Annotated in this window: 19 protein-coding genes; 8 read left to right on the plus strand and 11 right to left on the minus strand. The window is 44.9% G+C overall.

Annotation, left to right across the window (positions count from 1 at the left end; translation table 11 throughout):
- Positions 1-2: 2 nt before the first annotated feature.
- Positions 3-1,436, minus strand: a complete 1,434-nt coding sequence (locus H7T88_RS06640; protein ID WP_221787739.1) for an aspartate ammonia-lyase — start codon at positions 1,434-1,436, stop codon at positions 3-5.
- 334 nt (positions 1,437-1,770) lie between these two features.
- Between H7T88_RS06640 and H7T88_RS06645 the strand changes: the two genes are divergently transcribed.
- The 3 genes from H7T88_RS06645 to H7T88_RS06655 all read left to right on the plus strand — a co-directional run bounded on the left by H7T88_RS06645 (position 1,771) and on the right by H7T88_RS06655 (position 5,068).
- Positions 1,771-3,048: a methyl-accepting chemotaxis protein gene (locus tag H7T88_RS06645; RefSeq protein ID WP_154890754.1), complete on the plus strand. Its 1,278-nt coding sequence runs from the start codon at positions 1,771-1,773 to the stop codon at positions 3,046-3,048.
- 223 nt (positions 3,049-3,271) lie between these two features.
- Positions 3,272-4,117, plus strand: coding sequence for a hypothetical protein (locus tag H7T88_RS06650; protein WP_221787740.1), 846 nt, complete (start codon positions 3,272-3,274; stop codon positions 4,115-4,117).
- Between the two features lie 243 nt (positions 4,118-4,360).
- Positions 4,361-5,068, plus strand: coding sequence for a stalk domain-containing protein (locus H7T88_RS06655; RefSeq protein WP_090917854.1), 708 nt, complete (start codon positions 4,361-4,363; stop codon positions 5,066-5,068).
- 154 nt (positions 5,069-5,222) lie between these two features.
- Here H7T88_RS06655 and H7T88_RS06660 read toward each other — a convergent pair whose 3' ends face one another.
- Positions 5,223-6,197: a ring-cleaving dioxygenase gene (locus H7T88_RS06660; protein WP_154890755.1), complete on the minus strand. Its 975-nt coding sequence runs from the start codon at positions 6,195-6,197 to the stop codon at positions 5,223-5,225.
- 310 nt (positions 6,198-6,507) lie between these two features.
- Here H7T88_RS06660 and H7T88_RS06665 point away from each other — a divergent pair, with 310 nt between their 5' ends.
- Positions 6,508-7,284, plus strand: coding sequence for a YwaF family protein (locus tag H7T88_RS06665; RefSeq protein ID WP_154890756.1), 777 nt, complete (start codon positions 6,508-6,510; stop codon positions 7,282-7,284).
- A gap of 111 nt (positions 7,285-7,395) precedes the next feature.
- On the opposite strand, the gene H7T88_RS06670 is transcribed toward H7T88_RS06665, so the two are convergent.
- From H7T88_RS06670 to H7T88_RS06680, 3 genes are all read right to left on the minus strand, one after another.
- On the minus strand, positions 7,396-8,190 hold the full coding sequence (locus H7T88_RS06670) for an SDR family oxidoreductase (protein ID WP_154890757.1): 795 nt from the start codon (positions 8,188-8,190) through the stop codon (positions 7,396-7,398).
- A 237-nt stretch (positions 8,191-8,427) separates the two neighbouring features.
- Positions 8,428-8,694 carry a YqkE family protein gene (locus tag H7T88_RS06675; protein WP_090917861.1) on the minus strand — a complete coding sequence of 89 codons (267 nt, stop codon included), beginning with the start codon at positions 8,692-8,694 and terminating at the stop codon, positions 8,428-8,430.
- A gap of 434 nt (positions 8,695-9,128) precedes the next feature.
- Positions 9,129-9,791 (minus strand): peptidylprolyl isomerase, encoded by a 663-nt coding sequence (locus H7T88_RS06680; RefSeq protein ID WP_221787741.1) that lies wholly within the window; start codon positions 9,789-9,791, stop codon positions 9,129-9,131.
- A gap of 257 nt (positions 9,792-10,048) precedes the next feature.
- Between H7T88_RS06680 and H7T88_RS06685 the strand changes: the two genes are divergently transcribed.
- Positions 10,049-11,260, plus strand: a complete 1,212-nt coding sequence (locus H7T88_RS06685) for an MFS transporter (protein ID WP_090917867.1) — start codon at positions 10,049-10,051, stop codon at positions 11,258-11,260.
- Between the two features lie 256 nt (positions 11,261-11,516).
- On the opposite strand, the gene H7T88_RS06690 is transcribed toward H7T88_RS06685, so the two are convergent.
- The 3 genes from H7T88_RS06690 to H7T88_RS06700 all read right to left on the minus strand — a co-directional run bounded on the left by H7T88_RS06690 (position 11,517) and on the right by H7T88_RS06700 (position 12,407).
- Entirely contained in the window at positions 11,517-11,693 is a 177-nt protein-coding gene (locus tag H7T88_RS06690; protein ID WP_186809741.1) for a hypothetical protein, read from the minus strand.
- 43 nt (positions 11,694-11,736) lie between these two features.
- Complete coding sequence (locus tag H7T88_RS06695; RefSeq protein WP_154890759.1) at positions 11,737-12,111, minus strand: hypothetical protein; 375 nt, start codon at positions 12,109-12,111, stop codon at positions 11,737-11,739.
- Between the two features lie 131 nt (positions 12,112-12,242).
- On the minus strand, positions 12,243-12,407 hold the full coding sequence (locus tag H7T88_RS06700) for a hypothetical protein (protein ID WP_167433721.1): 165 nt from the start codon (positions 12,405-12,407) through the stop codon (positions 12,243-12,245).
- Positions 12,408-12,548: 141 nt separating this feature from the next.
- Here H7T88_RS06700 and H7T88_RS06705 point away from each other — a divergent pair, with 141 nt between their 5' ends.
- Both H7T88_RS06705 and H7T88_RS06710 read left to right on the plus strand, forming a co-directional pair.
- On the plus strand, positions 12,549-12,830 hold the full coding sequence (locus H7T88_RS06705) for a hypothetical protein (RefSeq protein ID WP_090917871.1): 282 nt from the start codon (positions 12,549-12,551) through the stop codon (positions 12,828-12,830).
- 153 nt (positions 12,831-12,983) lie between these two features.
- Positions 12,984-14,885: an ATP-binding protein gene (locus H7T88_RS06710; RefSeq protein ID WP_154890760.1), complete on the plus strand. Its 1,902-nt coding sequence runs from the start codon at positions 12,984-12,986 to the stop codon at positions 14,883-14,885.
- Between the two features lie 60 nt (positions 14,886-14,945).
- Here H7T88_RS06710 and H7T88_RS06715 read toward each other — a convergent pair whose 3' ends face one another.
- Together H7T88_RS06715 and H7T88_RS06720 are read right to left on the minus strand one after the other, a co-directional pair.
- Positions 14,946-15,209 (minus strand): NHLP leader peptide family RiPP precursor, encoded by a 264-nt coding sequence (locus tag H7T88_RS06715; RefSeq protein WP_253496596.1) that lies wholly within the window; start codon positions 15,207-15,209, stop codon positions 14,946-14,948.
- Between the two features lie 7 nt (positions 15,210-15,216).
- Positions 15,217-16,194, minus strand: coding sequence for a hypothetical protein (locus H7T88_RS06720; protein WP_221787742.1), 978 nt, complete (start codon positions 16,192-16,194; stop codon positions 15,217-15,219).
- A 216-nt stretch (positions 16,195-16,410) separates the two neighbouring features.
- Between H7T88_RS06720 and H7T88_RS06725 the strand changes: the two genes are divergently transcribed.
- On the plus strand, positions 16,411-17,145 hold the full coding sequence (locus H7T88_RS06725) for a hypothetical protein (RefSeq protein ID WP_221787743.1): 735 nt from the start codon (positions 16,411-16,413) through the stop codon (positions 17,143-17,145).
- Positions 17,146-17,238: 93 nt separating this feature from the next.
- Here H7T88_RS06725 and H7T88_RS06730 read toward each other — a convergent pair whose 3' ends face one another.
- Entirely contained in the window at positions 17,239-18,480 is a 1,242-nt protein-coding gene (locus H7T88_RS06730; protein WP_221787744.1) for an acyltransferase, read from the minus strand.
- Positions 18,481-18,592: the final 112 nt, after the last annotated feature.

Consider the following 18,592-nt stretch of genomic DNA (forward strand, 5'->3'; position numbering starts at 1 on the left):
GTTTACATGCGCTCCATGTTACGCAGGAAATGTTCTCCGGCAATCCCCGGCGTGGTCATCTGTTCTGGATGTAAAATCTCTTCCAATTCTTCTGGAGTCAGCAAACCTCGCTCCAAGATGATTTCCTGCAGGGTCATGCCAGTTTTCAATGCTTCTTTTACAATCGAAGCCGCTACATTATAACCAAGATGCGGGTTCAGAGCAGTCACGACACTGAAGCTTTGTTTCATAATCAACTCGCAACGCTCACGATTGGCCTCCATCTCTTCGACAGCATACCGTGTGAAGACATCAATGCCATTATTCATGATTTTCAATGATTGTAACAGGTTGAATGCAATAACCGGTCCCATCACATTCAGCTCGAATTGTCCGGCTTCACAGGCCATGCAAATCGTGTGATCATTTCCCATGACCTGGAAGGATACCTGGTTGATTACCTCTGCCATGACCGGATTGACTTTCCCTGGCATAATGGAAGATCCCGGCTGACGTGGCGGCAGAAGCAGTTCGTTAAATCCGGCACGCGGGCCTGAGGCCATCATACGGATGTCATTACAGATTTTGGACAGGCTGACAGCGCATACTTTCAATGCAGCTGAGAGTTCCAAATAGGCGTCTGTATTCTGTGTCGCGTCAACCAAATCATCCGCGGTCTGTAGCGGCAGGCCAGTCACTTCTGACAGATACTCGGTAACCTTGACGATATATTCCGGTTTGGCATTGAGTCCTGTACCTACAGCTGTTGCACCCATGTTGATCATAAGCATACGTTTATTGGCGAATTGAAGACGTTCAATATCCCGTCCAATCACGCGCGCATAAGCGCCGAACTCTTGTCCAAGTCGGATAGGCACGGCGTCCTGTAGATGTGTACGTCCTACTTTGACAACATCGTTGAACTCAATCTCTTTTTTGTGGAAGGCTTCCTGCAACTTTTTCATTGTACCAAGCAGGGTCTCGGAGAGCTGATAAGCCGCAATGCGTAAGGCTGTTGGCACAACGTCATTGGTAGACTGAGACATGTTTACGTGGTTGTTCGGATTACAGTGGAAGTAGTCTCCCTTGTTTTTCGTTAACAGTTCAAGTCCGCGATTGGCCAAAATTTCGTTGATATTCATATTCATGGAGGTGCCTGCACCACCCTGAATGGAGTCTACAATAAAATGATCGAGATGATGGCCTTTCATCATTTCATCCGCTGCCATGATGATGACTTCCCCAATCTTGTTTGGGAGCATTTTCAGTTCCATGTTCGCCATCGCTGCCGCTTTTTTAACAGCAGCCAGTGCCGTAATCAGTTCGCGGTGAACCGGAACACCGGTAATCGGGAAGTTCTCTATAGCCCGCACCGTCTGAATTCCATAATACGCATAAGCTGGAATTTCTTTTTCGCCGATAAAATCTTTCTCCGTCCGTGTGGACATAGTAGACATCTCGTTCGCCTCCAGTGGCATCCTAAAAATAGTTCGGCTCCAGCGTTGCTGAAGCGCACTCAGTATATCATTTAAGCAAAATAGATGCCAAGCTAAATGATTCTTTCATTGAAACCGATAATAATTTAAATTGGGGAATTTAAAATTTCATATCATGAATTACAGCTACAAGGGAGGGGTACCTAAGCTTGTCTTATTCATTATGAGCTTTATGGTATGAAAGTCATGCATGAACGATATGCAAAAGGTAAATAGAGCGTTTTCAGTGATATATGTCACATGAAATTTGGTACAAGATTGGTAAAATAGGAAAAAAGAACTACGGGGTGCGAACATGAAATGGACTTTAGGGGCGAAGACTGTCGCAGGTCTGGTACTAATTTCAATTATTACTTACGGAACTAGCGGCTTTTTTATTTTCTTTGTAAAAGATTGGATTTCGCTTGATATGCCAAACTGGCTGTACATATCTATCATTTTGCTTATGGGAGTATGTTGGAACGGGATTCTCGGCTGGATTGCTTCCCGCTATCTGACTCGTCCGATTGTTCAGCTGTCTCGTGCAGCGCAGCAGGTATCTTCCGGTGATCTCACCACGGAGATTCCGCAGCGCCGTACACAAGATGAGCTTACCGTATTATATGATGCGTTCAACGTAATGGTTTCTAATCTGAGAAGTATCGTGAACGATATTGCGGATAGTACGCGGACAACCTCTCAGAACGCACAGTCATTGAGCGAAGCCATTACACAGGCTGCAGAACAGATCGAGATGATGTCTGAGGCCGTGGATCATATTGCGGTTGGCGTAGAGGATCAGAAAGTGACTTCCCAGCATTCCCTGATTACCGCCGATGAGATGTTGAATGATTTTCAGAAAATGCAACATCAGTCTTTAGGTATGACCGAATTGTCTGGGAAGATGGGACGTTCGGTGGATCATACCAAAGAAACCTTCTCATCATTGATGAAAGGCATGAATGAACTAGCCGAGTCTCACAACCGTTCCCGTGATATTATGTTGCTCTTGGAGAAGGAAGCTTCCGATATCGAAGCGATTACGCAATCGGTCAAAAATATTGCTGAAGAAACAGGGTTACTCGCATTAAATGCTTCTATTGAAGCGGCGCGTGCAGGAGAAGAGGGCGCAGGATTTGCCGTTGTAGCGCAGCAGATTCGCAAACTTGCTGATGAGAGTAAAGATTCCGTTCATCGCATTAATGAACTGATCAGTCGTGTACAACAACGAATTCGGGAAACCGTGGAGCTGAGCCATGAACAGCATGGACTTGTTGTGAACGAATCAGAACGAACGGTTTCCGTTGATCAGACGTTGCTTGAATTGACAGGCACGGTTGAAGTGTTTATGCAAGGCGCTCATGATATTGGTTCCAAAATTGCTGAGCAGACAGGGCGCGTAGAGCAAACGCATGGTCATGTGAAGAAGATCCAGGGGAAAGCCGGTTCCTTCTCTGATGAAGCGAAGCGCATCATGGATGCCGCGCATGAGGAGACCGCAATCATGGAGGAGATATCCTCTTCTGCAGAAGAGTTGAGACAGTTAACAGATCGATTACTCGATAAAACTAAAGCATTCCGGATGCAGCCTTGAGCTGCTTCCGGAGTGTTTTTTATTTTCCGGGAAATTGGGGCGTATCTTGAAAGCTAATCAGTTTTTCAGACATGCCCTAGCTTATTATGGTAAAAGACGAACGTTTTTTCGTGTGATTGAAGATTTGTAAAGAATTTTTAAGAAAGATTAACAAAATTGCAACGCGCGGGCGATAAATGAAGATATAATAGGATTATCACAACAGAAGAAGGAGCCCAGTATATTGAAAACTTGGACAGGTATCCTGCTGATGATTATTTTGGCGGTGGCCACACTTTCAGTAACTTCAACTGCCAAAACGACAAATGAGTCGCAACAACAGCTTAATATAGATGAATCATCCAGCCAGGCCACAGCGGTCGAGGCTTCCCATATAGATCGAATGAATGATGCACTGAACAGCAACAAAGATATGATGCCGGTGAAAGCAGATGATGTTTCCGTGGCTCCAGAGAATAATGATATTCGGGTGTACCCAATGAGTATTGGGGGCTCGGGATATATATATAATGGCCTCGTGGTTGAGGCAAACGGCAAAAAACGTGAATTTAGTGATTGGAGAGCAGAGGGGGGATCGTACAAACCTGAAGTACATGAACTGGATTTAAACGGTGATGGTAAAAAAGAGATTGTGGTGTTGTATTCAGAGGGACACGGCACCGGAATTTATCTGGGTCAGGCACACATTCTTGATCCGGTTTCACTGGATGTAATGAAGATGCAGACTCTGGATGAGATTGTGAAAGAACATGTGGATTCCAAAGTTACGGTAACCTCCGACCAGATCGAGATTGGGGTGACTTTAAATGGGGTTCCAGCCGAGCCCTCCAATGTGGAGAAGGGAGCAGGAGATGTTCTGTATCATGAGAAGTTACAATTTGGTCGTGTAACTTATTATAGCGTGGAGGATAACAAGCTTGTTGTCTCTACATCGGGTGCATATGGCGAAGGGGTTTATGCGGGCGATTTAACGTTTTCTTATGTGTTTCAGAATGGGGAATGGAAGGCGAACGACTTGAAATATAGTATGGAAGTGTATGAAGAGGAATACTACGAATCATTTGATTGAGCAAAGGGTGATCTTGTGCTGCAGCACGAGGTCTTAGATGTAAATACCTAATAAAATATAGGACATGCCATGGCAAGCGTGACCATTGGATGGGGCTGAAAAAAAAGGAGTGACTACAGCCTCATTTTGTGCTGTCTGGAAATAAAAAAAGTTGCGGAAAAATGCTGAAAACAATTGACATTCACGCTTTAGTCGTTTAAATGTATAAAGGACAACTCATTTAAACGTCTGGGAGGGAATTTGATGAAGAAAAAGGTCGTACTTGGTTTGATGGTGGGCACATTGACACTCGGTATTGGTACGGGTGCACTGGCAGCTACAGGTTTGGAGCAAATCAAAGCATATCTCAACAGCAAAATCACCCTGAAATTAAATGGTGAGACAGTGACAGCCAAGGATGCCAATGGCAAGACGGTACTTCCGATCACATATAACGGAACCACATATCTGCCGGTTCGTGCAGTAGGTACGTTGCTTGGAACAGAGATCAATTATGACGGTGCAACTTCATCCGTCCTTATCGGTGGAACGAATGGTTCTGCGCCGGTAACCAACGGAAAAGTAACGCTGAGTGCACTTGGAACATCCGTACTGGGTTCTACCGCTTGGCACACCAAAGATCCTAAGGATACCACGTACAAAGGCAAGGATTACAAGGATGTCTATCTGCATAATGACCCTGCGAAGCAGGGAAAAGATATCCAGATCAATACGGGTAAAAAGTATTCTTCTCTGCACTTGGAACTTGCCGCGCTCAAAGGAAATCAGGAGATTCATATCTACGATCAGGATCTCGCGACACTCAAAAAATTCAATATCACTCCGGAAAACGGTATGATGAGTCTTGATGTGGATGTTAAAGGCACAGACGCTGTATATGTCGAGATTGTATCCGAAGATCCAGGTTCAGCCTTGTTTGTACCGCTCACAACATCGTATCTGACAAAGTAGACAGAGTACGACTACGTTATGTCGGCTAATAAAAAAACGATGATTCACCAGGCATCCTCTGACTCAAGTTTTGAATACAGAGTTGTGTGGTGATCATCGTTTTATTTTCATTTCATTGAAAATTCAATGCTGACTTACCCGATAGTCACGAACATTAGCGGATCATGGTATCCAGCGGTTTCAGGTTTGCTTCGATCTCAGCACGGCGTCCTTCCAGGAATGGAGGTAACGCCAGTGATTCTCCAAGTGTGGCGAAGTCCTCGTCCGTATCAAATCCCGGGCCATCTGTCGCAAGCTCAAACAGAATGCCGTTAGCTTCACGGAAGTACAGGGAACGGAAGTAGAAGCGATCTACAAAACCGGAGCTTGGGAATCGGAACTGATGTACTCGGTCAACCCATTGTCTCAATTCTTCCTCATTGTCTACACGGAAGGCCACGTGGTGAACACTGCCGCGTCCTGGCCGTTCTTGCTCCAGATCATTGCGTTCCTCCAAATGAACTTCTGAACCGCTACCACCTTCACCAGATTCGAACACAAGTACATCAGGTTGACCTGGAGTAAACGCGGGGTAGCTGCCTTTTGCTCTAAACCCAAGCAATTCGGTGAGAACAGGTGTAGTGAGTGAAGCATCCCGTACGGTCAGATGAATTGGGCCGAGTCCAATGATGCCATACTCCGCTGGTACAGGGCTTCGATCCCAAGGTTTACCCCCGGCGACACCCGAGTTATGTTCATCAGAAACGAGAATCAGCCGCATACCTTCAAAGTCTGTAAATGCCAGTGTTGCACGGCCTCCACGCTCTACAATCTCGCCGTGAGTTACTTCATATTCATCGAAGCGCTGTGCCCAATACGCAAGAGCTGCATCACTTGGCACACGAAGTGAGGTGGCAGAGATGCTGTTTACACCTTCACGTGTGCGTCCAGCCATTGGAATTTCGAAGAAGGTGAGCTCTGTGCCGGGATTTCCTTTCTCATCTCCATAGAACAGGTGATAGACCGAAACGTCATCCTGATTGACCGTTTTTTTGATCAGACGAAGGCCCATGATGTCCGTATAGAAACGGTAGTTTTGATCGGCATGCGCGGTGAGCGCGGATACGTGGTGAAGTCCTTTGATTAACATAATATGTTCCTCCTAGATAGAGATAAAGTTGAAGTTTTATGAACGTTCCTTAAATGTACTAGATCGCGAATGTTTTAAATAACAAGTCAGGGTAAGGAGTTAAGTTCGACTAGTATCAATTCAATATTTAAAGTTACTAACTTTTTGTATGTTTATTTCTCGGTTTTATCTTAACATAAAGATATTTAAAATACAATACTTATTTGAATGAAGCTGGACAGGTATAGTGATCAGTGGCAAAATGAAAAAAGTTACCAATCGCGTTATAAGAAGTTACCTCTGTTAACCGGAAAAGGAGAGAAGAAAAGGCATGGCCTATCCACCTTGGCTTGACCCGTATGATGCAGAGCCTTTTGCGGCATTCTCGACTTCACATATTGCATCGATGATCATTATTTTTGTACTTGTTATTCTGTTATTTCTTTTTAGGCATCGTCTTCGTTTCATGTCTGAACGTTCAAGCAGAACCGTACGCATCGGTTTGGCAGGATTCATGGTAAGTTGTGAGATTGTACTGCAAATCTGGTATGTGTATGGAGGAATTTGGAGTCTGCAGACATCGCTACCGCTGGAGCTGTGCAGTCTGTCGTTATTATTATCAGCGTTGTTATTACTGACACGCCAAAAATGGTTATTTTCTGCCTTGCTTTTTTCAGGTATTGCAGGTGCTCTGATGGCTATAATTACGCCGAATCTTGGTTATGCTTTTGCTCATTTCCGCTTCATTCAATTCTTTGTTGCACATGCGATGATCATTCTTGCTCTTCTCTATATGACTTGGGTGGAACAACTTCGTCCTGGATGGAGATCTGTTGCAGGCTCCATGATATTTGTAAACATTGCTGCGCTCATGGTATACGGTTTGGATGTGTTGCTCGATGCGAATTATATGTTCCTGAGACATAAACCGGGCACACCGTCTGTGTTAGATATGCTTGGGCCTTATCCGGTCTACATTCTCGGAGAAGAGATCCTGGCTCTGGTGTTATTCTCCTTGTTGTACCTTATGCTCTTTGCGATTCCTGAGTGGCTGAAACGTATCAGTGGCAAAAAGGAAAAGCAGCCGCAGACGTATTCCAAAAACTAACTTTCCTGAATCCGAGTTTTAATTAAGATAACCCGCAAACATTCTGATCATCCAGAAAATTTGCGGGTTTGTTATATTTCTGTCATCGGAGTGGGCGTGTAAATAAATAGCTCATCCACGCAGAAGTGATTCGGCACCATCCACGTAGATACGTGTGCCTGTTACATGTGAGGCTTCATCTGAAGCGAGGAACAGTACCAGATTGGCGACTTGCTCCGATGTTCCTGGTTCGCCTTTGAGCGGGTGCTCATGTCCCTCAGGAAACTCCACTGGAATCTGAACATCTTTCAGATCATCCGATGGATACGTATTGTCATCAATGTTGGTATCGATCGCTCCTGGGCAAACGGCGTTGACACGAATCTTGTAACGAGCTAGCTCCAGTGCCGCCATTTTGGTGAAAGCCGTTTGACCTGCTTTGCTGGAAGCGTATGCAGAAAATCCGATGCCGGAGAATACGCGGTTGCCGTTAATGGAACTCGTAATGATAATACTGCCGCCGCGCTCTTTCAGATGAGGGATGGCATACTTCACTGTTGCAAACGTGCCACGCATGTTAATCTCCATCGTCTGATCCCAATCTTCGATTTTCATCGTTTCAATTGGAGCCATGGCGCCATTAATTCCTGCATTAGCAAAAACGATATCCAGCTTGCCTGCTTCGGTTGCCGCCTGGTTGATGGCTTTCTCTACATGTTCCGGCTTGGAGATATCACATTCAATCACATAAGCTTCGCCACCGGCTTTTTCGATGATCTGTTTCGTTTCCTCTGCGTTCTCGGGTGTACGATCTAACATGTATACTTTGGCCCCTTGCTCGGCGAATCGAATGGCAGAGGCCTGACCAATACCGGAGCCGCCTCCAGTAACAATTGCTACTTTACCTTCCAAACGTTGTTCAGCCATTCATTGATCCCTCCATGTATGAATTGTCCTTGAACACTCTACTTCTAAATACCCGACATGGGGGAGGTGAATCATATGTGCTCATATTAAAAACAGGGCCCCATCTGGGCCCTGCTTTGTTCAGAAATTATAGTATGAAAATAATCTCATGAAGTAAGATTAGCTTCATACGTTTCATTCGTATAACTTGTATCATAGGATGTATGGACAGCTTGGTGTGACCACTTCATCTCTTGGTTACTTATGTTTCTTCCAGTCCATGGAGCTATTGTTCAGCAGATACTCAAAGTCATTGTCCCGGCGCTTCTGTTCCGCCTTACGAGCTTCCTCTGCCTGTAAACGCTCCTGCTCTTTGCGCTGTGCTTCAGCAGCTTTGGCTTCGTCAGCTTGCGCTTTCAGTTTCTCGAGCACATCACTGCTCAGTAAATCTTTCAGCGTGGTCGGTTGGTCCTGATTTTGATTCTGAGCCTTGGGTGCTGGAGTACGTCTTTTGGATTTAGCCACTTGGAAAATCTCCTTTCAAAAACATGAATCATCATCCATATCATTATTGTAGTCATAGTATATCAGGTTCGTGTTGCGCATTCCATGAAGTTGCAGAGCTCATGCAGGAAAAAGGGCATGTCACGGCGAATGAAGACAGGTATAAAACCATATAATGGTACCGATACTACGACTATTCCCTGAAGAAAGGAGTCGTTGTTCATGGAGGCAAACCGTAGTTTGTTGAAAGGGCTTGCATGGGGGATGGCTTTTAGTTTCCCACTGTGGATTGCGGTTATCGGGTGGCTGAATTTATTGGGATGGATACATTGAGGTATTATCCGAGACCGAAAAAGAGTTTTTGATCCATTTACTTATGTAAACGTTATCATTAAATAAGCTCTGCTCTGCGCCAAATGCACAGAACAGAGCTTTTGTTTGTTCTTAGAAGAGGGTTACTTTTTCTCCTCTGTAATCTTAACAGGTTCTGGATATTCCAGTCCGTGTGTATCAACGGTTACTTTCTTCATGACTTGGTCCGTAACCAGCTTGTCACCTTCGCCAATTTGCTGTGCTGCAATTCCATCAACTACATCCATTCCTTCGGTCACTTTACCAAAAGTCGCATAAGAGTTATCCAAATAATCAGCGTCAGCCAGCATAATGAAGAACTGAGATCCGGCAGAATCCAAATTATCTGATTTGCGTGCCATGGAGAGTATCCCACGGGTATGCTTCAGATGGTTTTTATGACCGTTAGAGGTGAATTCACCTTTGATCGCATAACCTGGTCCGCCTGAACCATTGCCGTTCGGATCACCGCCTTGAATCATAAAGCCCGGAATAACCCGATGGAAGATCAGGCCATCATAAAAGCCTTTGTTCGCCAGGGAGATGAAATTGTACACCGTATTGGGGGCAATCTCAGGATACAACTCAATGACGATCTTCTGTCCGTCCTGCATCTCAATCGTGGCTACAGGATTAGCACCCGCTGGTGGTGCTGGAACCGGAGTTTGTGTAGCATTGCTTGCCGGGCGTACGCATCCGCTCATAACGATCAACAGCATCGCAAACACAAGCGAGACTGCGGTTGTTTTTTTCCACCGTAAAGACATGAATATGTTCCTCCTTGGTTCGTTGTTATAACGAGTTTCATCCAATATAGTTTGGTGAATTCTTCAACTATCATACCGTTTCTTGGCTCAGAATGGCAATGCAAGCCATGTTAATTCGGTGAACTGGGGATGGTCATCATGAGAGCATGGGTGTAAAATAAGGAAAATGCTTCCGCATCAGGGGGACGTACGGGTCTGATCCGTCCGCTCCAAACACGGCAGTCCCGGCGTCAGTTACGGAAAGGACGGGCGGGTATATGAACTTCTCGTGGAAGCGTAATCTGATCATTTTATGGATCGGTGTCTTTTTTTGCAGTACGGCGTATTCCATTTCGATTCCGTTTCTTCCCTTATTTCTAAGCAGTGATCTGGGTGTGCGCAATCATCTGGAATTCTGGTCAGGACTTTCTTTTGGCATTACTTTTCTTGCAAGCGCTCTTGTATCACCCTTCTGGGGATCATTAGCCGATAAATATGGGCGCAAGCCGATGTTAATTCGTTCAGGGTACAGCTTGGCTGTCCTGTATCTGATTAATTTTTTTGTACAAGATCCGTATTCACTGATTGTGGTTCGACTGTTCCAAGGATTGCTTGCCGGATTTGTTCCTGCGGCGATTGCTCTTGTGGGCACGAACACACCTGAAGAGAAGACTGGATATGCTTTGGGCATTATGTCCACTGCTGGAGCTACAGGGGGGATTATCGGTCCACTGATCGGCGGGTTTGTCAGCCACTATTATGGCAACCGCAGTGCGTTTCTATTTTCGGCGATAGTCGTGCTGGTGTCCGCAATCATTGCAACCTTCTGGGTCAAGGAAGAGAATTTTAATCGTAACAAGGCACGTTCGCATGTTATGGATGACATCCGTGAAGCGAGAGCGAATCGTGTGTTTGTCACCGTGCTTGGTATGATGGGCATTTGTACTTTTTCTGTAATGATTCTGGAGCCGCTATTAACGGTATATGTCATGGAGATGGGAGTTCAGCCTGATCGGGCTTCCTTAAGCTCAGGGATTATTTTCTCGGCGGTAGGGGTTGCGACGGTCATTATGGCTCCGCGCTGGGGCAAGCTTGGATCAAGGATCGGTTTTGGAAAAGTGCTGGTAATCGGACTCATTGGCGGCGCGGTGGGCAATCTGTTGCAGTTTTTTACAACAGGTTACGTTGCATTTGGCATTCTGAGATTTGTCTATGGACTCTTTTTTGCGGCCGTTTTTCCTGCGATCAATGCGATGATTGTACAAGTGACTGAACCGGCTTTTCGGGGACGTGCATTTAGTCTGAACCAGTCCGCAGCCCAGATCGGAACGATGGCAGGGCCGATTATCGGCGGTGTCCTTGGCGGCTGGCTGCCGATTCGCTGGATATTTATCATTAATGGCCTTGCGCTTCTGGCTACTGCTATTGTGGTCAAGTGGTCCAGGTTGGAGCACAAGCTCCCCGGAGTGGCTAAGCCAGTGGAGAAGTGAACCTTGCAATGGCAATGGTGACTGGAGAGAACTGCGTTTAGCTATAGATTTTGGATTCAGGTTTTTGAAAGAAACGTTATAAGTATGGGAAGAAGATGACGCTGGAAATGCAATTGTCATCTTCTTTTCTGTGTAAGCTAGAGCAAGCTTTGAAGAGAAAATAAAAGAAACCCCTTGTTGAGGGGGCTTCCAGCATCACTTTATTACATTCAGCGCAACGTTTACGCATACCGATCTGCAAATCAGTTCATGAGGTTTACTCGGAGGTCTGTTCGTCGGGAATGGCATGTTTGACCGCATCGCGCTGATCTTCATCTTCCAGTGCATCAGGGAAAGAATCTTCTGTAAAGAGGCCAAAATCAGGATCGATATCCCGCTCGGTAACAAGGTTCTTATTTTCTTTAACCTGTTCTTCCTCATTGTTTTTGGTCATGTCAGCACCTCCTATTGTCAGAATACGCAAAACAAGACATCTACTAACGCGGAGGCAAGATATTCTGCTGTGGTTTAGCGTCAGCTCCAGCCCCGTTTAACAGATCTGTACCATGCAGGGCATCGGGGTCGGGTGCGGCAGGATCAACCGGGCTGCCCGGTTGCACCAGATCTGCATCGGGTACGGCTTCCAGTGGAGTTTCCGCCAAGCGGGATTCCAAACCTTCTTCGTCTACAGCAGATGCAGGTGGAAGCTCCGAATCTTCCATCTCTATTTCAATGCGGCGTCCAGAAACTTCATCAAAGGTATCCATGTCGCCTTCGGGTACTTCGGTTTCAGGCGGAATATCACGGGACCTCTGGTAACGGTCATAATAGCGTTCACTTTCCACGTTGCTAATGGGTTTATCAGACATCATCAGCACTTCCTTTCATAACTTGTTTATAGTACGACCAATTTAAACAATGTAATGGCATCATTTCAGCATTTTATCGTTCTTCCAAGCATGATATTGTCCCCGTAAACAGACCAGATTATGTCAGGATTTCGTTAAAATTTCGGGAATACATATTTCACAAGGAAGTAGAGAAATCCGAAAAAGATAATGATATATGCGGCATATTTAATAAATGTAGAGGCGACCATACTTGAATCCGATTTGTGTTGTACATCCTTATGTTCAACTTCTACCGTGCGATGAGGCTCATTCATCATAATCATCTCCTTGTTTAGTGAGTTTGCTTTGAAAAACCATTACACATGATCCACTGGATTGAATCGTGCCAGCCGTTTTTCCAGCATTTCTTGTTTTTCCTATGTTATGATGAAGCATGACTACTCAAGGAGGGGTGCAACGTGGACTGGTATACATTAGGCAATATGATCACACGTATTCGGATCGGACAGAAAGCGTCCACACCCGGATTTTCTCGTACAGTCATTCGTCGTCCGGATGGATTGTTCTGGGTTGGCGGTATATGGTCTGGACAGGTTGTTCAGTTACGTGATTTTTTATTCTCTGATATATGGACAATTTACGATGATGAAGAAACGGAGCAGTGGTTGGAGTTTCGTACGAAAGTGGAACAGAAGGAACGTGAAATGATCGAAAACCAGTTTGAGGACTTGCGAAATTAACGGCTTTTATAACAATAAAATGGAAAAAAGACTATAAATCTACTTATATGTGAATTTTAAATTTGTGTAAGAAGGTGACATGATAAACGGTGGCGAATTGATAGGGTGAGGGAGAAATGAAGAAGCGAAAATAAAAACTTTGAGGTGCTGTGAATGAGAAATGTGCCCAAAGCTATTATCATCTTGTGGATGACGATATGCACGATTCTGTGTATGCCGCATGGACTCGTGCTTGCCGCACCAGAAGAGATTCGGCAGCCTGTAGCCATTACAGGATGGGAAGTGAAATGGGGGAACGCTGGAGATCAGGGCTTCATTAGTGAAGTTATGGGCCAGGATGAAATATGGGAGAAACGTAGTGTTGAGCGAATTGTAGACAGTACGAAAGAACCATCAGGTTCTTTGTGGACACGTTTGACAATTCCCCGTTTGCATGACGGAAGTTCAGCGATTCGTTTCGAAAATATTAAAGGTACTCATATTGTGATCTATCTTGAAGATCGGAAAGTATATGAGAATTACCATTATAATTACGACAATAATGCCGTTTTTTTACCGCTATCTGCAGAAAATTCGGGTAATACACTCTATGTTTGGGCGCAAAATGAGAGAGGATGGTTGGGCATTCAAGGTGATGTCCAGGTCGGGCCATATGCCATGTTGCAGGAGAAGTATCTCCATAATGGGTTAATGGATATCATTTTGGGTTCAACTTTTGTATTTACCTCGCTTATTATGCTGAGTTGCACATTTTTTCTGGGTCAGTTTCATAAAGGACTATGGATATCACTGTGTGTCGTGATGGGTTCCATCGGGACAATGGTGATCACTTATTCTCAATTCTTGTACACTTTCTATCAAGTGTATGGGGACCTGTATTCTATTCTGTTTGATTTGGCCATGTTACTCGGCATGCCAGCACTTTGTTATTTCTTTGAACAAGTTATTGGCCCCGGTGTACACGGGATATTCACCAAATTAAGGAAGGCTCAATGGGCCTATTCCATCGTTTCTGTGTTTTCATTGTTTGTATATGTAGTATCGGGTGGGCAATGGGATCTATTGTACAGTCTTCTTGTACAGCATGTGGTGGGCTTTATACTGGTTATTGTGCTGACCATCCTGCTGGTTGGTACGATAGCCCGGGCGCTACAACGTAACCGTGAAGCGATCCTGTTAGCAGTTGGTTTCGGCACCTTTTCGTTGATTAGTGTCATGGAACTTCTTTGGTACTATCAGCGAAGCGGGGCATATCACCTGCTCTGGTGGAAGTGGTCGATGGTTGCATTTGTCATCTCATTGATTGCTATTCTTGGTAGCCGGTTTGCGGAAAAACATAACAAAGTGTTAGAGTACTCCAAGGAACTGGAACTATTCAACAACGAGTTGCAGCGATCTGAAAAAATGGAAATCATTAGCGAGCTTGCCGCTTCAGTTGCTCACGAGGTGCGTAACCCGCTTCAGGTGACGAGAGGGTTTCTTCAACTTATGACAGAGCAGGAAGATAACAAGAACAAAGGATATGTACGTATTGCATTGGAAGAACTCGACCGGGCTTCCGGTATTATTACGGATTTTCTGACTTTTGCAAAACCGGAATTTGATCACATTATTTCATTGAATATTTCAGATGAATTTGATCATATCGAAGGTATACTGGTACCGATGGCCAATCTGGAAGGTGGAAAAATTACAACGGATATCCCGCCTAATATTTATATTCGTGGAAATTCTTCGAAGTTCAAGCAGGCCTTTATCAACATTATTAAAAATAGTATTGAGGCGTTTCAGGGAGGACAAGGTCAGATAGATATCTGGGCATACTCACAGGATGGCAAAGTTAAAGTGCATGTCAGAGATAATGGTGAAGGGATGAGTGAGGAAGCCTTGTCCCGACTGGGAGAACCGTATTTCTCTAATAAAATCAAAGGCACTGGGCTAGGTATGATGGTTACCTTCCGCATCGTGGAAGCGATGAATGGACAGATCAGTTTTACAAGCACAAAAGGGGTAGGAACAGAAGCTGTTGTATCTTTTCCCGAGTTCGTTAAATGACGGACTCGGGGAGGATATCCAGTTTAATGTTCTACCCCTGATTTTTTTATTTAGCTAAGATTAAAACGATCTCCACGGTCCGCAATTGACGTCGTAATTGACTTTGGAAGGGTTAGGTGGAATGACCAGAACATAATCATTTTGTTGCTCCTCGACTGTGCGAATCTTGATATGATCAGGAATCGTAATACCAAACGCCTCGCGAAGTGCCTGCTTAGGATTAGAATGGAGTTGTTGTCTGAAGTGTTCATCTGTCCAAGCTTTCTCAATAATATCCTCATGCAACGTTTTTTCTGACACCATCATCGTCAACATTCCCTTCATATTTAAATTAAACTGGATCGGCTTGTCCCGTATTAGAAGGCCCGGATTGTGGTTCGCTGATCCAGTAGTGAAACCCACCTCGGTAAAGTCTTTTTTTACGTTGTTCTATTTCCTGAATTGCTTGTACCAATGAGTTGCACAGATAAGAATTCAGGGCAATGAATTGTGGAAACACCAAGTTAGAAGATGCAATGATGTCATTGAAGTGTCGAGCTACGTCTGCATAACTGTTCATCAGTTGTGAGTTATATACATTGTGGTGTATAGATTCGTTAAGTACATGACTCGTCGGATATTCCTGTTGGAGAGCTGTGGATAGGTGAGAGAGGTAGCTATTGTAGTTGCCGTGTACAGCATCCATTTTCGTGTCTGTAAAGTCATCTGTCATCTGTAGAGTCATGAGAACGATATTCAGTGAACCGCAGACCGAAGAGATTCGAGCTGGTTGCTCTAGTAAAATCAGGGAACCAATGACTCCTAATTGCGTTGGTGAAGCTTTCTGGGCGATGAGAAGTGGGTTATGCTGAAAATAATCCATGCGTAATTCACCATTTACGCTTACTGCCCAGTCCTGAAGAACCTGTCTGAAATGGTTCCAGAAGACAGAAGAGGGTTCAAATAATGCGTTATAGACTTGAAGGGCATCCACATAACAAAGATTCCCCAGAGATAACTTCAGCACCGCATCCTCAGTTGGCTCATCCATGACATCATCCAGATTAAGAAAATACATCATGTGTAACAGGCAAGCTGTGCTAAGCTGATGAGCTTGATCGGATGGGAGTCCCTCTGTGTACTGCATCCATAACGGAGTGATGTAACCGATGCAACTGTGTCCCGGATCTCCCCTGAAGGGGTTGAGCAAACGGAGTTGTTCAAGCGCATGCTCTGCCAGTGAATCAGGGTATTGCCGAAGACGCTCTTCAACGGAATCAAACACGGCCTTCACGTCAAGCATATACGGATCTAGCCATTCTCGATGCATGATATGAAAACGTCCCTCCTGCATTAAATGTTGGAATATGCAGTAAGATCAAGAAGTTAAATACAGTATAGCTTAAGTTAGTTGAAAAAAATAGGATTTTTTGTGATCATTTGTGAGAAATTTGATGACATTTTGGATTTTATAGCATAAAAAGTTGTAATTTGGGTTCAGACTATGAAGGCAGAGGATATCGAGACAAAGAAAGGTGGATAAAGAATGAAGATAAATTGGAAATCATGGCTGGCCGCCAGCGCAGCTGTTATCATTTTTGCTGTTGCACCAGGCCAGATGGCCTTAGCTGATCCCGCTTCTCCTGCGGAGCAGCAAGATGAAAACCTGGCTGAATCTGCTGGTGGGAACCAAAAGCCTTGTATGCAGGCAGGCCATGGCCTGTTTATGATCGGAGAAACAGCCGATTTGCTCGGAATTGGACTCCGTGATTTGAAGCAGCAGATGCAACTTGGCAAGACCTTAACCCAGATCGCGAAGGAACGCAAAGGATTCAGTGAGGAACAGTTACTGCAAAAATTAAAGCCCACGCTGTCAGAGCGCTTGGATCTGGCCGTAAAAGAAGGTTGTCTCACCAAGGAACAAGCTGCAGCAGCGAAAGCCAATATGGATGTGAAGTTAAAAAAAGTAGTGAATACCCCTCTTGCCGAATTACGACGTGAATTTACGCACCATGGAAAACATCCGATGGTAGATAAAGGGGCAATAGCGAAATACATCGGGATTACACCTGAACAATTGCAAGAACAACTGCATGCGGGCAAGTCTTTGGTTGAAATTGCGCAAGCGAAGGGCATCAGTGAAACACAGCTGGTGAATCAGTTAAAAGAACAATTAACAGGTGATCTGCAAAGGTTCGTTCATCAAAAACGGCACAGTCATTCCATTCCAGTTCATCCGGGACACGTGCCTGGCCGATCCACCTCAACCGAAGTGAAATGATCAACTTCATAGAACAAGATGACTGATCTACTGAGCAAGATGAGGAAGAAATTCAAGAGCGTCCTCCGCAGGGGAGAACGCTCTTTGTTTGCTTTACACGTCTGAGGGCCTAAGAGGCGAATTTTGATTCGGGGTGCGTCTTCCAGAACCCGCTAATGGATCACTAAAAGAAGAAGCTTGCCGAGCCTTGCTACGTGTCAATCCAACCATGAAACGAGATCCTGGCAATTTAGACAGGGTCCAGCTAATGCCAAGAGCGGTCACAACGGTGACTATGAATGAGATTATCGTTACAGGCAGATGCCACCCGCTAAGGTGTAATGGTCTGGTAACATATGCGATGGCATAAATCACCAAGGCATGGACTAAATAACCGCCGAAGGAGTAGCGTCCAATCCAAGTGAGAAGACGCTGAAACCATAGGTTTTTACCATGTAGCAGAACTAGGAAACCGTAGAGCATTAACATCTGAGCCATAATACTGATGAACGTACTAGGTTTTAGGTACGTAGAGATATTGAGGTTCATCGTATCTTCTGACCCGCGCAGTACAGCGTACCCCATCCAGATATACATCGCGACAAAGACCGCAATCATGCAAGGGAGCATTCTCATCGTCCAATTCCTCCAGCTTTCCACCGTCCAGGCACATACCGCGCCAAGGAAAAAGTAGAACCAATACATGAGCCATGAATATGAACGATATTCCAGCATGCTAGACCAGGGCTCTGGCCACCATTGTGTCCAGTCAGCCATATCATAATAAGACCATTTCATAAGCCAGAGATAAAATAGGGCTGCAACGAGTATGATGGTTAACGTCACCTGTTTCGGCGTAAAACGCTTGAGGTTATCGAGCCTTTTACGAACAGCATGAGCCCCCGCGAGAAATAAAGGAAACAGGATATAAAATTGGAACACCATCAGCACAAACCACAGGTGATATCCTGTCTGCGGTATAAATAACTCATGTACAAAGCTTCCCAGATCCGGCATACCGGAAGTCCAGAACGTAGGAGTAAACACACGTACAGCTAACCAGTAGATGAGCGTCCATATGAAGAAAGGCATATAAATATCACCAAATCGCTTCCCGATGAAGCGGGGATAATCCGGCTTCGTATGGCGATGGTGATAGAACAACAACACACCCGACAGAAATACAAAAGTAGGTGTGCCAAACCGTGTCAAATGATAAATCATGGTCAGCATCACGGAATCAGGTTGCTCAATATCTGGCCGATAGATGTATTCAGCAATGTTATGCTGCATGACGATAGCCAGAAAAGCTAATCCGCGAAGTTCGGTCCATTCGGCTATTTTCTGCTTTTTCATTTACATTCCTCCCTTATGTAGCCAGGGTCATCATATAAGACTACCCTCCAAACATTAAGGCTGCATTAAATGGCGAAAAAAGGAATCAAAAAAAGGACGGCCTAAGCCGTCC

The organism is Paenibacillus cucumis (ex Kampfer et al. 2016) (assembly GCF_019748695.1).
Lineage (GTDB): Bacteria > Bacillota > Bacilli > Paenibacillales > Paenibacillaceae > Paenibacillus > Paenibacillus polysaccharolyticus.